This window comes from Streptomyces sp. NPDC000410 (genome assembly GCF_040300305.1).
Lineage (GTDB): Bacteria > Actinomycetota > Actinomycetes > Streptomycetales > Streptomycetaceae > Streptomyces.
In genome coordinates this window covers 213,771-229,648 of the sequence record NZ_JBEPDM010000008.1, presented here as the reverse complement: position 1 = coordinate 229,648, position 15,878 = coordinate 213,771, and the positions used below count along the sequence as shown (strand labels likewise).

Below are 15,878 nucleotides of genomic sequence, written 5' to 3'. Positions count from 1 at the left end.
GTACCGCTTCGTGTACTTGCTTCCCACCTGGTGCTACTTCCTCTGGAACCTCAAGATCCCAGTCTCCAGGTGCCCACGATCAAGGGGAAGCTTCAGGCCCTCTTCGAGGCCACTGCAGAACGAACCACGACTGATTCCGAACACTCCTGCCCGAACTGCTGGGCGCGAGCCAGCCTCGTCTTGTCAACAGAGCTCTCAGGCCCGGGCATACTCAAAGGCTCGGCTCGCGCCCACGAAGGCCAGCACCCGCCGGCCTTTGCTTCCCATTAGGCGTACTCCTCCCGCGGCAACCGCGCCTACCTGCGCCAACGGAACATCAAGGCGGTCATCCCGGAGAAGGACCAGGCCGCCAACCGGAGGAAGAAGGGCCGCAGGGGTGGCCGGCCCGTCAGCCACGACGCCGACCTCTACAAGGAGAGCGGAACACCGTCGAGCGCCTGATCAACAAGCTGAAGGCCTGGCGCGGCATAGCCACCCGATACGACAAGACCCCCGAAAGCCACCTCGCCGGCCTCCAGCTCCGCGCCTCGATCATCTGGATCAAAGACCTCACACGGACCAGCCGATGATCACGACTCAGTATGCGCCTTGGACGGCGGGGCGGGGCTGCGTCAACCCTCGCTGGTCAGACGGGCCATCATCTCGTCCATCGCGGAAGTGACGTAGTCCCACAACGCGTCCGTGCTGTGGACGTCCGGGTCTCCGGTGATGTGGGCGCTGAGGATCACGGGCCCCTTACGAGCCATGACCTCGGTGACGTGCCAATTCGTTGCGTCACCGTCATCGGATCGGCGTGTGTCCTTGTCTGTTGCCGACCAGGCAAGCACTTCGTCCGCACCGCTGGTCTCGATGCTCACGGAACGAATGTCGCCGTAACGCTGAGCGTCGCTGTACTCCCAGCTCTTGCAGCGCTCAAGGGCGTCCCGCATTCCGTCCATCTGAGAAAGCGCCGTGGACTCGTGATCGTGCGCCATGACGGTCGAGTTCGCCTGGGCGGTGTCGACATCGCGATCATCGGGACTGACGACGTGGACAATGCGCGCGAGGCCCAGCAGGTTGGGCTGCTCATAGCCCGGGTCCCGGTGCCAGCGGCAGTCCTTGTCGGGTCGGCCCACGGCCACCTCGGTGACTTCGTAGTCGTCCGCGCGCTCAAACCCCTTGCCCCACTGCTCGGGCTGAAGAGCCGTCCGCCGCGCGGCCTCTTGCGCCTCCCCTCGAGTCTGCGGCGGCGTCCAGGCGTCACCGCTACCGCACGCCGTGACGACCAACAGCGTCAGCGAGGCACCCAGTTGGGTGGCGCGTCGAATGTGTGGGGTCACCTTTTCGCCTTTCGAACGTTGATCGCCCACATGCTTGCACGAACGCTCCTCCCCCCATCCGAAGGCCGCTCCAGGGGAGCCCCAAGCGGGCTCGTAGCGATTCCCGAACTCATCGACGTCGATCATGCAGTGCGGCCCGGAAGCGATCACGACTCAATACGCGCCCTAGTCGCTCAAGCCCGACAGGTCCAGCTTCTTCAGCCGTTCCGGGTCCGCCAGGATGTCCATGCGGACGATCCTGTCGCGCGCGACGGTGTAGGCGACGAGCGAGAAGACCTTGCCCTGGGGCGCGGTGACCGCGCCCACGGCGCCGTTGACGAGCACGAGACGCGAATCCGGTACGAGGCGCTGGTACATGATCGCCTGGCTGCCGACCGCCTCGGCGCCCCGGATCAGCTTCGACGCGCCGACGGCCAGGACGCCGCCGTCGACGCGGAGGACGACGTCCGGGTCGAGGAGCGAGACCAGCGCCTCGAAGTCGCCCCCGCGCGCGGCGGCGGTGAAGGCCTCCACGACCTTCCGCTGCCGGAGCAGATCGGGCTCGGGATCCGGAGTGGCGTCCTGTACCCGCCGCCGCGCGCGGCTGGCGAGCTGGCGGGTGGCCGCCGGGGTGCGGTCCACGATGGGCGCGATCTCGTCGAAGGGCACGGCGAACATGTCGTGCAGGACGAAGGCCAGCCGCTCGGCGGGCTGGAGCGTGTCCAGCACGATGAGCATCGCCAGCCCGACCGAGTCGGTGACGAGCGCCTCGTGCTCCGGGTCGGTGCCGTCGATGGCGCTCACGACCGGGTCGGGGAGGTAGAAGTCGAGCGGGTCCTCACGCCGGGACGTACGCGAGCGCAGCATGTCCAGGCATACGCGCCCCACGACCGTCGTGAGCCAGCCTCCGAGGTTCTCGACCTCGCTCACATCCGAGCGGCCGAGCCGGAACCACGCGTCCTGTACGGCGTCCTCGGCCTCGCTCAGGGAGCCGAGCATCCGGTACGCCACGGCTCTCAGGTGTCCCCGGTGCGCCTCGAAGCGCTCGGCGAGAAATTCGATGTCGTTCATGGGCCACACCCTCCCGGTCCGAGCCGTCGGTGAAGTGACGAACTGATCGGGAGAGAGAAAAATCATGGAACGGTACGGGGCGCGGCGGCGCCCCGCACGGTCGGGTCACTCCGCCCAGGAGAGGAACGTCGTCCAGGCGGCCGGGTCCACGGCGAAGGTGGGCCCGTCGGTGACCTTGGAGTCACGGATGTGGATGGTGTGGGGGCAGGCGGCGACCTCGACGCACTCGCCGCCGCTGTCGCTGCTGTACGAAGACTTGCGCCAGTCGAAGGCGACTTCGACGCACTCGCCGCCGCTGGAGCTGCTGTAGCTGGACTTGAACCACCGCAGAGTGTTGGTCATTGATGCTCTCCTGCCAACCGTTCGATGAGGCCCAGCGATTCGCGAGGATCCAGGGCCTGTGCCCGGATCCTCGCATACCGCTGGGCGTACGTACTCACCTTTCCGGGGTCCTTGATCAGCAGGCTCTCGTCCTGGGGCTCCAGGTAGACCAGGTGGTCGTGATCCGGGGTCTCGATCAGGGTCATTCCGCCCCGGTCGCCCGCGTGCTCACCGCTGAGACCGCAGTCCAGCGGCAGCACCTGGACCGTGACGTTGCGCCGCCTCGCGCACTCCGCGAGGTGCAGCAACTGCCGCCGCATGATCTCCTTGCTGCCGATCTCCCGCCGCAGCACGGACTCCTCCAGCACCAGTTCGATCGTCGCCACCGGCACCCGGTCGAACAGCGCCTTACGCGCCATCCGCGCCTCGACCAGCTGGTCCACCCGCTGCTCGGGCAGCGGCGGATAACCGCCTCCGATCAGCGCCCGCGCGTACTCCTCCGTCTGGAAGAGACCGTGGATGACGAGCACCGCGTACAGCCGCAGCACCAGCGCCTTCTGCTCCAGCGCCGCGTAGTTCTTGAACTGCGGCGGGTACTTCTCCAGCCGCATCGGCTCCCGCGCGTCCTCGAAGATCTCCAGCCCGTCCCCGAGCACCCGCTCCAGCTCGACCAGCATCTGGTCGCTCGCCGGCTGCGCCAACGTCTCCATGGCGCTCACCGCCGCCGCCGTGAAGCCGAGTTCCGTGCCGAGCCGCTCCTGTGTCCACCCCTTCCGGATACGCAACCTGCGCGCGAGATTCGCCACCATCCTCGCCGTCGGACCCGCCGTTTCCTTGTTTTCGGCTTTCGCCATTTCGCGTCTCTCCATTCGACTCAACCGGACTCAACCGGTCTCAACTGATCGTCGCCGAATTCGACTCGGATCAAGGACGTTATTGCAGGTCAACTGACCTGCGACGCCCTGTCGTTGTCATGGAAAACGCTAACCGGAAGCGGCCACAGTGAAGTTGTGAATACGCAAAGTCGCGAGGCGAACCTCGCCTGGATCCCCGAATCCGGATTCCAGCTCCGAAAGGCCGGTGTGCAATTCGACGCCGTACGCATCGACGGCGACGACGGCCGCCGCCTCGCCGACTTCCTCCACCGCATGACCGGCGGCGACCCCGGCCCCATCGTCACCGAGGCCAACGGAGCCCGCGCCGTCTACTTCCTGCTCCCCCCGGGCACCACCGCCCACCGGTCCTGGCCACGAGGCGTGACCCGGCTGAACTCGGCGTCCGGCTGCTTCGGTTACGTACCCGTACCGGCGCTGCGGGGGCCGACCTGGCCCCTGGCCTGGTGGTCACCGCCCGCCGCCGACGACCGCCACTTCGTGCACCCGCTACTGCTGCGCGCGGCGGCGATCGAACTCCTGGATTAGCCGGTCACATGCGGGTGAGGTGCCGGTCGAGGAACGCTCGCAGCTGGTCCGCATCGCCCGGCCCGGTCACGCCCCGCTTCGGCAGGGCCATCATGCCGACGCCCGCCTTGTCCCGGCTGAGCAGGACGAAGACGCCATCCGTCTCGGCGTAGCGGCCCCAGCCCTGCCACTCGTACCGGGCGGAACTGCTCTCGTTGGTGATACGGATGCCCGTGTCGTCGACGGACACCCGGAACTCGCCCTGCTGCTCGGCGTGCTTCGCCACGGCCCGGGCCTGCAGCCACGGGGTCCCCCAGAGCGTGAGCGGGAGGACGATCATCGCCACCCACACCGCGTGCGGCATCTCGCCGAGACCCCGGCCGGTCACCAGCATCAGCAGCATGAGGAGGCCGAAGATCACGTAGCAGAAGATGCCCAGTACCCAGGCGAAGCGCCAGCCCAGGGACCGCTTCAACCTCGCCCGGAGAGCTTGGTTCACATCGTCCAGGGTCGGGCGGTAGACCAGTTCCACCGCCTGTTCCACCGCCTGTCCGTGCCCGACTTCCCCGCTGCTCGTTCCCTCGGCCACGGCCCCTCCCTCGTACGGCAATCCGGGGATCCTAACCGGCCGACGGCTGCCGTAGCGGGGCGGTCAGATCTTCTCGAAGACCATCCGGAGCGACGTGGAGCGTCCCTCGCGCATGAACTTCAGCGCCGCGCGCTCTTCCCTGATGATGTCGTCGACCGCTTCCGCGCCGATCAGTTCCGCGCCCCGCGCACGGTTCGCCTCCGCCCGCTCCACCCAGCTCTCCAGGGTCGCGATGCCGTCCGCCCGGTCGTTGCGCACGTCCATGACCCTGAACAGACCCCGGCTCGCCTGGGTCAGTTCGCCGAGCGTCGGCACGAAGCACTCGGGGAACACCTTGCGCGACGCGTGCAGGCCCTCCCGGATGTTCTTGATGCCGTCGGAGAGGTCCTTGAGGCCGGGGCGGCGCCCACTCCGCCCGTTCTGACCGTTCTCGCCGTTCGTCGGCATCACCATGGCCGCGAACCACCCGTGCGTATTCCAGGCGTTGGTCTGCACGGACATCCGCCCGCCCGCCCGGAGCCAGGCGTGGCTGCTCCGGAAGAACTCGCGGTAGCGGGCGACGCGCTTGGACCGCCACACCGTGTTGCCCGCGAAGTGTTCGATCGCCTCGATGGCGATGATGGCGTCGTACGGCGCATCGGGCTTGTGGTCGTACCAATTCTCGACCCGGGTTTCGCAATGCGGCCAATTCTGCTCGCGAATCCACGCCGCGTTTCCGGGGCTCATGGTGATGCCGACGACGTGCTTGACGTCGTGGGTCTCCACCAACCGCCGCATGAGGCTGCCCCAGCCGCAGCCGACATCGAGCACACGTTCCGCGCCCACGGCGTTCGCGGCCCGTGCGTGGTGGTCGAGTTTGCGCAGCTGGGCCGATTCGAGCGTGTCGCCCGGCTCCCACATCGCGAGGGAGTACACGCGCTCGGGCCCCAGGGTGAGCTGGTAGAAGTCGCCCAGGAAGTCGTAGTGATGGCGGATCGCCTCAGGGGACGTGCCCTTGTAGGTGGAGGTCTTCCTGGGTCCGAACAACACGCTCACCCACCCGTCGGTATGGATCGTTTTGCTCAGGTTAGGTGCCGATGTCCGGGTCGGCGAGGCGAGAGCCGTCGGCCGGGTGGAGGCCCGGGTGCGTGCCGGATGCCTGCCGGGTGCGTGTCCCGGACGTGTCCCGGACAGAGCGAGGGGTGCCGAGCCGCACGCTCCGCTCCTACCGTCCATCGCCATGGACACCACAAGGAGAGCGTTACTGACGGGCCTGGCGGCGGCCCCCTTCGCCGCAGCGGCCGGCGGGCTGCTGGTGCCGTCCACGGCGGCCGCCGCGCCCCAGGGGCTCAGGCCGCGCGATCCGCTGTTCGCGCCGCGCCCGACCTCGGCCCCGCCGTCCCCCTCGCCGCCGTGGCCGGGGCGGCGAACCGGACCGCGGAACGGGTCTCCCGATGGCCGACGCCGACCGGCCACCCCGGCAGCAGGGTCCGCCCCGACAAGGAACCGGAGCGGCTCCACCCCGGATACGCGTTCAAGTGGGACTTCGACGACTTCAGGGACAAGCGGTGGCGGCCGCAGGGCATCACCCAGGACTACGACGGCGACGGACGCAGCCCCGCGAAGACCCTGCTGGTGTCCTGGTACGCCCGTCCCGGTGCGCGCAGGCAGGGAGCCAGGCTCACCGTCGTCAACTGGTCCGCGTCCGGGGCGATCACGTACCGCCACGCGCTGCTGGTCGAACCGTTCTCGGAGCGGGACGAGCAGGGAGAGGTGCGGGACGACTTCGGAGCGACGGACATCCACGCCGGTGGCATCGCCCGGTACGGCAACGACCTGTACATCGCCGACAGCGGCAAGCGGGGCATCAGGGTCTTCGACCTGCAGAAGTTCTTCAAGGTCGCCAGGGGGAGCGGCATCGGCCGGCAGCCGGACGGGAAGACGTTCCACGCCTTCGGATACGAGTACGTCCTGCCGCAGAGCTTCGGCTACGACTGGGTGGGCAGCGCCCCGACCCTCACCGTCTCCCAGGTCTCCGTGGACCGGACGACGGAGAGCGGCCCCGGTCTGCTCGTCAGCGAGTTCGACAGGGACGGCAGGCCCCGGCTGGTCCGCTGGCCCTTCGAGGACGGCAAGCTGCGGCCGCAGGCGGAGTGGGCCGCCGCGGTGCCGGGGGGAACAAGCACGCAGGGCGCGGTCAAGGTCCGCTCCACGTACTACCTGACCACCAGCCGCGGATCCACGACGCGCGGGGAACTGCGCCGCTGGAAGGAGAGCTGGGTCGATGGACCGAAGCGCAGGTCCGGCCTGAACATCGGCTGCGAGGACCTGAGTTACGACGGCTCCGGCGCCGGTGCGCTGTGGACGCTGGGTGAGTACGCGAACGACGTACGGCCGGACAACCCGGGGCCGGACGACCCGAGGGCGCCCTTCAGCCGGTACGTGTACGCCGTCAAGCTGTAGCGGCCGGAACCCCCGCCAACAGCCGACCGGTGCGAAAATTGTCGGCATGGGCGGCCAGGGCCTCGTCACCCTCTTCCTCTGCGGTGACGTCATGCCGGGCCGGGGTGTCGACCAGATCCTCCCGCACCCCGGCGATCCGGCGCTGCGGGAGGGCTACATCCGGGACGCACGCGACTACGTCTCGCTCGCGGAGTCCGTCAACGGGGAGATCCCCCGGCCCGTGGACTACGCCTGGCCGTGGGGGGCCGCTCTGGACGTACTGAACGCCCTGCGGCCCGACGCGCGCGTCATCGACCTGGAGAGCAGCGTCACGACGAGCGACGCCTTCGCGCCGGGCAAGGCCGTGACGTACCGGATGCACCCCGACAACCTGCCCTTCCTGGCCGCCGCCCGGCCCGATGTCTGCGCGCTGGCGAACAACCACGTGCTCGACTTCGGGCGCGGCGGCCTGGAGGAGACCGTGGATCTGCTGCGCGGGGCGGGGCTCGGCCCGGCGGGGGCGGGGCGGGACGCGGCGGAGGCGCGGCGGCCGGTCGCGATCGAGCTCGCGGGCGGGGGGCGCGTACTGGTGCTGTCGTGCGGGATGGCGTCCGCCGGGATCCCCTCGCGGTGGGCGGCGACGCAGGACCGGCCGGGCGTGGACTTCGTACCCGACCTGTCGGCCCGTAGCGCCGACGATCTCGTACGGCGGCTGCGGCAGGTGCGGCGGGAGGGCGACCTGTCCGTCGTCTCGATCCACTGGGGATCGAACTGGGGCTACGCCGTCTCGCAGAGCCAGACCGCCTTCGCGCGCCGGCTCATCGACGGGGGAGTGGACATCGTCCACGGCCACTCCTCCCACCACCCGCGCCCCGTCCAGGTCTACCGGGGAAAGCTGATCCTGTACGGCTGCGGCGACCTCATCGACGACTACGAGGGCATCTCGGGCTACGAGCGCTACCGCGACGACCTGCGGCTGATGTACTTCCCGTCGCTGGACCCGGCCACGGGCGAGCTGGCGGCCCTGCGGATCGCGCCGATGCGTGCGCGGCGGATGCGGCTGGAGCACGCGTCGGCGGCGGACGCGGGGTGGCTGTGCGAGGTGCTGAGCAGGGCGGGGCGGGCGTTCGGGACGCAGGTGGAGCCGGAGCTGAGCGGGGACGGGTATCTGACGCTGCGGTGGTCGCGGGCGGCGTCGGGCGTTTAGGGCTCGCTGCTCCGGGACGCCCGTCCCGGAGCAGCGAGGGGGACCCTACGGTCCCGGATCCCGGTCGGGGTTCGGGTCAGGGATGTTTCGGGGTGGGCCCGGAGGCTGTGGTGTGTTCCGAGAGCCGAGCATGAGTGCGTGAAGATTTCGAGCCTCCGTTCCTTCAGCGACTTCCTCGCCCCTGCCGTGTGGATCGTCGTCGCTCTGGCGGTGGCTGCGGCCTTGTGGGTCCCCGCGGATACGGATCCTGGCCTCAGCCCCTTCTCCTTGACCATCAGCGACTTCGCCGCCCTGGACCGTGGAGGCCCGATCGAGACGATGATGGCCTTGCTGGGGGTGGCCTCGTTGGCCTTGCTCGTGGTGGGGCACATACGTCTTCCCTCCCTGCGCGGCCTGCCGTCCGTCCTGCTGGCGGTGTGGGCCGTGGGGGTCGTCGTTGCCGCTGTGGTCCCGACCGACCCGCTCGTCACGGAGTTGAGCACGCCGGCCCATGTGCATCGCTACGCCTCCATCGCCGCGTTCGTCGCGCTGCCGGCCGTCGGACTCCTTCTGGCCCGGCGGCTCGACGCCGATCACCACGCCAGGCGGACGGCCCGATCGCTGCGTGCACTGTCGTGGGCAGCGCTGGCCGGTGCCGTGGTGATGGCCTACTCGGCGGGCCCGGGCGACCGGGAACTGATCGGCTTGGTGGAACGCCTGCTGCTCGGCTGTGAGGTGGTCCTGCTGGGTCTCCTCGGCCGATACGTGCAGCGACGCGGGCCGGCCTTCCGCCGTGGCCCCGACCTGTCCAGGTGAACACGAAGGCTCTTGACGGCTCGCCGGTCGGCCGGTTCTGGCTGGAGGCACTCGGCCGGAGTGCCTCCAGCCCCGGCGTGACCTCCTGCGTCGGACCCGTCGGCGGCAGGAAGTCGTGAAGGGATGTCCGCTAGGAGGCCTCCAGCGCGTCCATCGCCGCGCTGAGCCGTTCCAGGACCCGTACGGTCTCGGCGAAGCCCTCGTCGCCCAGCTCGGCCGCGAGCCGGGTGGCCAGGTCCGCGTGGCCGGGGTCGATCTTCGCGACGGCCGCGCGGCCCTCCTCGGTGGGGCGCAGGAGCTTGGCGCGGCGGTGGGCCGGGTTCGGGACGTACTCGGCGAGGCCCTTGTCGGCCAGCAGGTCCGCGATCCGCTGCACGCTCTGCCGGGTGATGCCCATCTGGCGGGCGATCCCGGCCACGGGCAGCGGCTCGCGGAGGACGGCCCCGAGGACCTGCCACCAGGCGGCCGTCAGGCCTGCCGGGCGGGCGAGGTCCTCGGAGACGGCGAGGAACTGTCCGTTGAGCCGGAAGATGCCGAGGGCGGTGGCGGCGAGCATGTCCTGCCGGGCCCGCGTCGCGCCGCGGGTCACGACTCCAGCTCCTCGTACGCGGTCGGGTCGGAGTCGTGGAAGAGGCGGTACCAGGCGTCGAGCTTCTTCCCCTCGAACGAGCCCAGCTTGCCCAGCACCTCGCGGGCGAAGGCGACCGGCTCGGTCGGGCCGGCGGTGATCAGGTCCCCGTCGGTGACGGCGTCGGCCTCGACGTACTGCTCGCCGCCCTTGTAGCCGGTGGCCGCGAGATAGAACGACACCGCGCTGGTGTGCTTACGGTCGTCCAGCAGCCCCTCCCGCGCCAGCCCGGCGGTCGCCCCGCAGATCGCCGCGACGGGCACGCCGGCGTCGAGGAACTCGCGGGCCTTGCGGGCGAAGGGCGCGAGGTCGTCGCCGCTGTCCCAGAGGTCGGCGCCGGTGAGGATGAGCAGCTCGCTGTCCTCGGGCTTCAGGTCGTCGAGGGCGAGCTCGGGCTGGACGCGCAGGCCGCCGATGGTGGTGACGGCGGTGGTGGCGTCCGGGCCGACGGTCCGCACGGTGTGGCCCGTCCGGGCGAGCCAGGCGGTGGCGTGACCGGTCTCCCAGTCGGCGAAGGTGTCGTACACGGCGAGATGAACGGTCATGGTGGGCCTCCGTCGGCTCCGGATCCGTTGATGACAGTAATCTGTCATGTCGACAGCCTACTGTCAATGGCTCTCGGGCAACGGCCGGATGCCGCAGGGGAGTTGTCGGAGCTTCCGACCATCCCGTCGCCAGGGAGATGGACGATGTGGGGCGGCGACGGGTGGCGGACGGCGAGCGATGATGTGGCCCATGCCAAATGATCATTCTTTGCGGCCGCGCAGAGCCCGGCCCATGCTGATGGGCCTCCTGTGCGCGCTGGTTCTGTCCGTGGTCGCCGCGGCGGCGGTCGCCGTCGTGCCGTCCGGACCCGCGGCCGACGCCGACCCTGCGGCCGCCCGGCCCTCGTCCACCCCGTTCAAGGTCGGCACCGAGGGGTACACCTGCTTCCGGATCCCCGCGCTCGTCACGACGCGCTCGGGAACGCTCCTGGCGTTCGCCGAGGGGCGCAAGGGCGGGTGCGACGACGCGGGGCACAACGACATCGTCATGAAGCGCTCGCTCGACGGCGGGGCGACGTGGCAAGGGCTGATCGTCGTGGTCGGCAAGGACGACGAGCTCGCCAACGGGAATCCCGTACCGGTCGTCGACGGGGTGACGGGCCGCGTGTCCCTGATGTACGCCACCGGCACCTGGGAGGACGGGCGCGGTCCCCGGACCCTGCACGTGGTGCACAGCGTCGACGACGGCCGGAACTGGCGGCCCGGCGCGTCCCTGGACCACCTCAAGGGCAAGAACTGGACCTGGGTGTCCGTCGGCCCCGGCCGCGGTATCCAGCTGACCCGCGGTCCCCAGCACGGCCGCCTCGTGATCACCGGCGACCACGACGACAACGCGGGCACGGACGACGGGAACCCGAAGACGACCGTGGACCGGAAGGACGACAAGGCCGGAGGGCAGCTCTACCTCAGCGATGACGGAGGGCTGACCTGGAGGATGGGAGCGGTGTACGAGGTCCCGAACCCCGCCCCCGAGCCCGGAGTCAAGCCCGTGCCGTTCCCGGGGGAGATGGCGGTGGCGGAGCTGACCGACGGCTCCCTGTACGTCAACGCCCGCTCCAAGCACAACTGCGGATCCAACGAGCGGCGGCTGTCGGCGAGGAGCACGGAGGGCGGCGAGAAGTTCGCCACGCCGTTCACCCCCGTACCGCTGCTGGACGCCCCTCCGGTCTACGGATCACTGCTGCGGCTGCCGCCCAAGGACCTGGGCGGGACCAGCGACCAGATCCTCTTCTCGGCGCCGTCCCGCCTGGGCGGGTCGGTCACCGACCGCCAGGCCCTGGCCATCCGCTCCGCCGTCGACGGCGAACTCGCCAAGGCCGGCACCGCGGCCGAGAAGTGGCCCGGGACCGGCACGATGGTCTCCACGGGGCGTACCGGCTACTCCGACATGACCCTGCTCTCCGACGGCGCCGTCGGGCTGGTCTACGAGACGGCCACCAACACGTCCCACGGCAACATCCACTTCACCTCCTACAAGGTGTCCGAGATCAACGCGGCGGCCTCACAGGTGCGCGTACGCCAGCCGCGCACCACCGACGCGGCCGTCGACGACGACGACAAGGGCGACCAGCGCTTCCACCGCGACGACGCGGCGGTGCACGGCGACCCGGTCCCGGCCGACCGCTCGGGCGGCAACGCCCTGGCCTTCGACGGCAAGGACGACTACCTGCGCCTGTCCTCCTGCTCCCCGGACCTCGACCTCGGGCAGGGCGACTTCACCGTGACGGCCTGGTTCCGGTACAAGGCCGTGAGCGGCGGCCACCCCCTGGTGTGGGGTTACGGCGCCGGCGACGGTGCACAGCAGTTCTTCATCAAGGCCGAGCCGACCTCGGCCAAGACCGGCGCGATCCGCGGGGTCATCAACACCGGCAAGGCCTACGCCGAGGTCAGGATCGAGAAGCCGTTCAACGACGGGTTCTGGCACCACGTGCAGTTCAAGCGGGAGGGCGGACAGCTGCACCTGTCGGTCGACGACACCAAGGCTGCTCCCGCGCCCGCCGCGGCCGGTGACATCAGCCCCAAGGGACCCTTCGAGATCCACGTGGGGGCACGGCCCGACCACGTGGACTTCTTCAACGGGGCACTGGACGAGATCCGGATCTACGACAAGGCCCTGGACGCGGACGAGGCCGCCGGCGTACGGAATGGATCCGTCGAGATCGCCGAAGCCAACGAACGGCTCCGCCTCGGCCTGACCGCCGTCTGGTAAACAGCCGGCCCACTCGCGCACCCGGCACGCGCCCCGCCGGGACCTCCCCGATCTTCGGAGGTTCCGGCGGGGCGGCCGGCCGCGACCGGGCTCCCGGCCGCGGCGGGCTCCGCAGGGCCTCCGTGGGGCTCGGCGGAGGCCTTGGTGAAGGCCTCCGTGGGGCCTTGCGACGGGCTCCCGGGGGCTGCGGGGGCCGGACGGCCCGACATCTTGCCCACCAAAGTGGCCGAGGCCATACAAGGTGGCCATGTCGGCCCCCACCTGCGGCTCTTTACCCTGTTCGTCATGACCCCTCATGTCGAACCCGATCCGCAGACCGGCGCGGCAGTCAAGGCCGCCGACCGTGCGCACGTCTTCCACTCATGGTCCGCCCAGGCCCTGATCGACCCGCTCGCCGTGGCCGGCGCCGAGGGTTCGTACTTCTGGGACTACGAGGGCAACCGCTACCTCGACTTCACCAGCGGCCTCGTCTACACCAACATCGGCTACCAGCACCCGAGGGTCGTCGCCGCGATCCAGGAGCAGGCCGCGAAGATGACGACCTTCGCGCCCGCCTTCGCCATCGACGTACGCTCCGAGGCCGCACGCCTCATAGCCGAGCGCACCCCCGGTGACCTCGACAAGATCTTCTTCACCAACGGTGGAGCCGAGGCCGTCGAGAACGCCGTCCGCATGGCCCGGCTGCACACGGGCCGTACGAAGCTGCTCTCCGCCTACCGCTCGTACCACGGCGCCACCTCCACCGCGATCAACCTGACCGGCGACCCGCGCCGCTGGGCCTCCGACACGGCCTCCGCCGGCGTCGTCCACTTCTGGGCGCCGTTCCTGTACCGCTCGCCCTTCTACGCCACCACGGAGGCGGAGGAGTGCGAGCGGGCCCTCCAGCACCTGGAGGACACGATCGCCTTCGAGGGCCCGGCGTCCATCGCCGCGATCATCCTGGAGTCCGTCCCGGGCACCGCCGGCATCATGATCCCGCCGCCCGGCTATCTCGCGGGCGTCCGCGAGATCTGCGACCGCTACGGGATCGTCTTCATCCTGGACGAGGTCATGGCCGGCTTCGGGCGTACGGGCAAGTGGTTCGCGGCCGAGCACTTCGACGTCGTACCGGACCTGCTGACCTTCGCCAAGGGCGTCAACTCGGGCTACGTGCCCCTCGGCGGCGTCGCGATCTCCGCCGAGATCGCCGCGACCTTCGACAAGCGGCCGTACCCGGGCGGGCTCACCTACTCCGGCCACCCGCTGGCCTGCGCCGCCGCCGTCGCCACCATCCAGGTGATGGAGGACGAGAAGGTCGTCGAGCACGCCGCCCACATCGGCGAGAACGTCCTCGGCCCCGGCCTGCGCGACCTCGCCGAGCGCCACCCGTCGGTCGGCGAGGTGCGCGGCCTGGGCGTCTTCTGGGCCCTCGACCTCGTACGGAACCGCGAGACGCGTGAGCCGCTCGTCCCGTACAACGCGGCGGGCGAGGCGAACGCCCCGATGGCGGCCTTCGGCGCGGCCTGCAAGAAGAACGGCCTCTGGCCCTTCATCAACATGAACCGCACGCACGCCGTCCCGGCCTGCAACATCACCGAGGCGGAGACCAAGGAGGGCCTGTCGGCCCTGGACGCGGCCCTGACGGTGGCGGACGAGCACGTGGCGTAAATGTCCGGGGGCTCCGCGATTCAGCCCCGCCGGCGTTTGAGGCGCGGGGGTTCGGGGGCGGAGCCCCCGTAACGGGGTCTGGGGCAGCGCCCCAGTTGTGGGAAGGGGCGGGGCGGGGAGAGCGAGCCCGCCGCAGGCGCCCCCCTCCCCACCCGCCGCAGGCCCCCGCACGCACCGTGACGTAACGCTCCTGCAACCCCGCCCCCCACCTGGCTTAAGGTGTCCGGAACCGGACGGAGAGGGCGGACACCATGCCCGCGAGCGGAGCTGTCACCCGCAACACCCTGCGGCAGCAGATCGCCGACGCGCTGCGTGACGAGGTGCTCGCGGGGCGTCTCCAGCCCGGCGAGGAGTTCACGGTCAAGGAGATCGCCGCGACGTACGGCGTCTCCGCGACGCCCGTCAGGGAAGCGCTCGTGGACCTCACCGGGCAGGGCCTGCTCGACTCCCACCAGCACCGCGGCTTCCAGGTGCACCGGTTCTCCATCGATGACTTCCGGGGCATGGTCGAGGCCCGCTCCCTCATCGTGGACGGCATCTTCCGCAAGGACGGCCCCCCGCGCGCCAACGCCGCACACGGCCCGGCCCTCGTCTCGATCCGCCGCCGCGCCGAGGAGGCCGCACGGGCCGCCCGCTCCGGTGACCTGAACGTGCTCATCGGGTACGACCTCCGCTTCTGGCGGGAGCTCGGCGCCCAGGTGGCGAACCGTTACGTCGCCGACTTCCTGCACCGGCTCCGCGTCCAGGCCTGGGTCTTCGCGGTACCGCACCTGCGAGGCGAGAGCGACATGCACGTGTGGCTGTGGAGCGGCCACGAGGAGCTCGTCGACGCGGTCACCCTCGGGGACTGCGAGGCGGTGCTCGCGGTGATCATGTCGTACAACGACCTCGCCCTGAGGTGGGCGGACAGCCTGGAGCGGCGTACGTCCTGACTGTGCGGGTAAGCCCGGTAGCACTACGCTGTCCCGACCATCGCACGAATCCGTACGCCCGCGTAGCGCACCGCATCGCACCGCATTGCCCCGATGGAGAGCGAGCTCGTCTTGGCCTGTGACCTCTGGCTGGTCCCCCTCGTCGATGTGCTGTGCCACAGCCCCGACAACCCCTTCGCCGAAGAGATCGCGACGTACGACAAGGCCCTCACCGATGCCGGCCTGCCCACCATTCCCGTCTTCGCCTACATGCCGGGCCTCTCCGGCGACGTCGCTCCCGTCGCCGGGTTCGACTACGACGCCCTGCACTTCCTGCGCCGGGCGTATCTGCTCCAGCTGTGCGGCCTGCCCGTGACACCGGTCGACGAACTGGGCGGCGACTACGAACAGCTCCTGGAGATGTTCGAGCCGACGGCCCAGCAGTCCCACCTGGTCTGGCACTACGACCACGCGGGCGCCTACGTCCCCGTGGACTTCCCGGCCCCCCTCTCGAACGACGAACTCCTCGCCGGTGGCGGCCCCCTGGGCTCCGCACAGGGCCTCCTGCGCGAACTCGAACTCGTCGCCCCCGCCCTCGGCATCGACCCCGCCAACCCCCCGGCCGCCCCCGCCCCGCCGGAACGCCCCACCTCGCTCGAGGAACCGGCGGGCCCGATCCCCTACGACGACAACCCCTTCGCGCGTGAACGCCACGTCTGGCTGGGCCTGCACGCGGCGGCGACGCGCAGCCTCGGTCAGGGCTCGATGATCATCTTCAGCTGATTCGGCTGATTCAGCTGACTCCTGCGCTGTACGCCTCGGCCCCACCCGCACAC

At 70.2% G+C, this 15,878-nt stretch carries 16 protein-coding genes and 2 pseudogenes; 10 read left to right on the top strand and 8 right to left on the bottom strand.

The genetic code is table 11. The features are described from left to right. Positions 1 to 270 precede the first annotated feature (270 nt). A pseudogene (locus ABT342_RS13350) lies at positions 271 to 569 on the top strand (transposase); the annotation flags it as partial. Positions 570 to 611: 42 nt separating this feature from the next. On the opposite strand, the gene ABT342_RS13345 reads toward ABT342_RS13350, so the two are convergent. From ABT342_RS13345 to ABT342_RS13330, 4 genes are all read right to left on the bottom strand, one after another. Further along, positions 612 to 1,445 carry a hypothetical protein gene (locus tag ABT342_RS13345; protein ID WP_351571551.1) on the bottom strand — a complete coding sequence of 278 codons (834 nt, stop codon included), beginning with the start codon at positions 1,443 to 1,445 and terminating at the stop codon, positions 612 to 614. A 39-nt stretch (positions 1,446 to 1,484) separates the two neighbouring features. Beyond that, complete coding sequence (gene sigJ / locus ABT342_RS13340) at positions 1,485 to 2,369, bottom strand: RNA polymerase sigma factor SigJ (RefSeq protein WP_351571548.1); 885 nt, start codon at positions 2,367 to 2,369, stop codon at positions 1,485 to 1,487. Between the two features lie 105 nt (positions 2,370 to 2,474). Continuing rightward, positions 2,475 to 2,711, bottom strand: a complete 237-nt coding sequence (locus ABT342_RS13335) for a DUF397 domain-containing protein (RefSeq protein WP_351571545.1) — start codon at positions 2,709 to 2,711, stop codon at positions 2,475 to 2,477. Further along, positions 2,708 to 3,544 (bottom strand): helix-turn-helix domain-containing protein, encoded by an 837-nt coding sequence (locus tag ABT342_RS13330; RefSeq protein WP_351571543.1) that lies wholly within the window; start codon positions 3,542 to 3,544, stop codon positions 2,708 to 2,710. Before ABT342_RS13330 ends, ABT342_RS13335 begins: the two co-directional genes overlap by 4 nt. A 156-nt stretch (positions 3,545 to 3,700) precedes the next feature. Between ABT342_RS13330 and ABT342_RS13325 the strand changes: the two genes are divergently transcribed. Continuing rightward, positions 3,701 to 4,111, top strand: a complete 411-nt coding sequence (locus tag ABT342_RS13325) for a hypothetical protein (protein ID WP_351571540.1) — start codon at positions 3,701 to 3,703, stop codon at positions 4,109 to 4,111. A 4-nt stretch (positions 4,112 to 4,115) separates the two neighbouring features. On the opposite strand, the gene ABT342_RS13320 is transcribed toward ABT342_RS13325, so the two are convergent. Together ABT342_RS13320 and ABT342_RS13315 are read right to left on the bottom strand one after the other, a co-directional pair. Beyond that, positions 4,116 to 4,679 (bottom strand): YcxB family protein, encoded by a 564-nt coding sequence (locus tag ABT342_RS13320; RefSeq protein WP_351571538.1) that lies wholly within the window; start codon positions 4,677 to 4,679, stop codon positions 4,116 to 4,118. A gap of 63 nt (positions 4,680 to 4,742) precedes the next feature. Continuing rightward, entirely contained in the window at positions 4,743 to 5,714 is a 972-nt protein-coding gene (locus ABT342_RS13315) for a class I SAM-dependent methyltransferase (RefSeq protein ID WP_351571536.1), read from the bottom strand. 357 nt (positions 5,715 to 6,071) lie between these two features. Here ABT342_RS13315 and ABT342_RS13310 point away from each other — a divergent pair, with 357 nt between their 5' ends. The 4 genes and pseudogenes from ABT342_RS13310 to ABT342_RS13295 all read left to right on the top strand — a co-directional run. Continuing rightward, the gene (locus tag ABT342_RS13310; RefSeq protein WP_351571533.1) at positions 6,072 to 7,121 is read left to right on the top strand and encodes a hypothetical protein; all 1,050 of its coding nucleotides are present in this window, start codon (positions 6,072 to 6,074) and stop codon (positions 7,119 to 7,121) included. Between the two features lie 46 nt (positions 7,122 to 7,167). After that, on the top strand, positions 7,168 to 8,307 hold the full coding sequence (locus tag ABT342_RS13305; protein ID WP_351571530.1) for a CapA family protein: 1,140 nt from the start codon (positions 7,168 to 7,170) through the stop codon (positions 8,305 to 8,307). Positions 8,308 to 8,445: 138 nt separating this feature from the next. Next, positions 8,446 to 9,102 (top strand): DUF998 domain-containing protein, encoded by a 657-nt coding sequence (locus ABT342_RS13300; protein ID WP_351571527.1) that lies wholly within the window; start codon positions 8,446 to 8,448, stop codon positions 9,100 to 9,102. After that, positions 9,099 to 9,209, top strand: a pseudogene (locus ABT342_RS13295) (VOC family protein); the annotation flags it as partial. The gene ABT342_RS13300 and the pseudogene ABT342_RS13295, both read left to right, overlap by 4 nt. A gap of 23 nt (positions 9,210 to 9,232) precedes the next feature. Here the strand turns inward: ABT342_RS13295 and ABT342_RS13290 are convergent. Both ABT342_RS13290 and ABT342_RS13285 read right to left on the bottom strand, forming a co-directional pair. After that, on the bottom strand, positions 9,233 to 9,658 hold the full coding sequence (locus ABT342_RS13290) for a MarR family winged helix-turn-helix transcriptional regulator (protein ID WP_351571614.1): 426 nt from the start codon (positions 9,656 to 9,658) through the stop codon (positions 9,233 to 9,235). Between the two features lie 29 nt (positions 9,659 to 9,687). After that, on the bottom strand, positions 9,688 to 10,275 hold the full coding sequence (locus ABT342_RS13285; RefSeq protein ID WP_351571524.1) for a DJ-1/PfpI family protein: 588 nt from the start codon (positions 10,273 to 10,275) through the stop codon (positions 9,688 to 9,690). Positions 10,276 to 10,507: 232 nt separating this feature from the next. On the opposite strand from ABT342_RS13285, the gene ABT342_RS13280 reads away from it, so the two are divergent. From ABT342_RS13280 to ABT342_RS13265, 4 genes are all read left to right on the top strand, one after another. Next, positions 10,508 to 12,484, top strand: a complete 1,977-nt coding sequence (locus ABT342_RS13280; RefSeq protein ID WP_351571521.1) for a LamG-like jellyroll fold domain-containing protein — start codon at positions 10,508 to 10,510, stop codon at positions 12,482 to 12,484. Between the two features lie 285 nt (positions 12,485 to 12,769). Next, entirely contained in the window at positions 12,770 to 14,131 is a 1,362-nt protein-coding gene (locus ABT342_RS13275) for an aspartate aminotransferase family protein (protein WP_351571518.1), read from the top strand. Between the two features lie 251 nt (positions 14,132 to 14,382). Further along, positions 14,383 to 15,063 carry a GntR family transcriptional regulator gene (locus tag ABT342_RS13270; protein ID WP_351571515.1) on the top strand — a complete coding sequence of 227 codons (681 nt, stop codon included), beginning with the start codon at positions 14,383 to 14,385 and terminating at the stop codon, positions 15,061 to 15,063. Positions 15,064 to 15,174: 111 nt separating this feature from the next. Continuing rightward, on the top strand, positions 15,175 to 15,825 hold the full coding sequence (locus ABT342_RS13265) for a putative DNA-mimic protein (protein ID WP_351571611.1): 651 nt from the start codon (positions 15,175 to 15,177) through the stop codon (positions 15,823 to 15,825). The last annotated feature ends 53 nt before the right edge of the window (positions 15,826 to 15,878 follow it).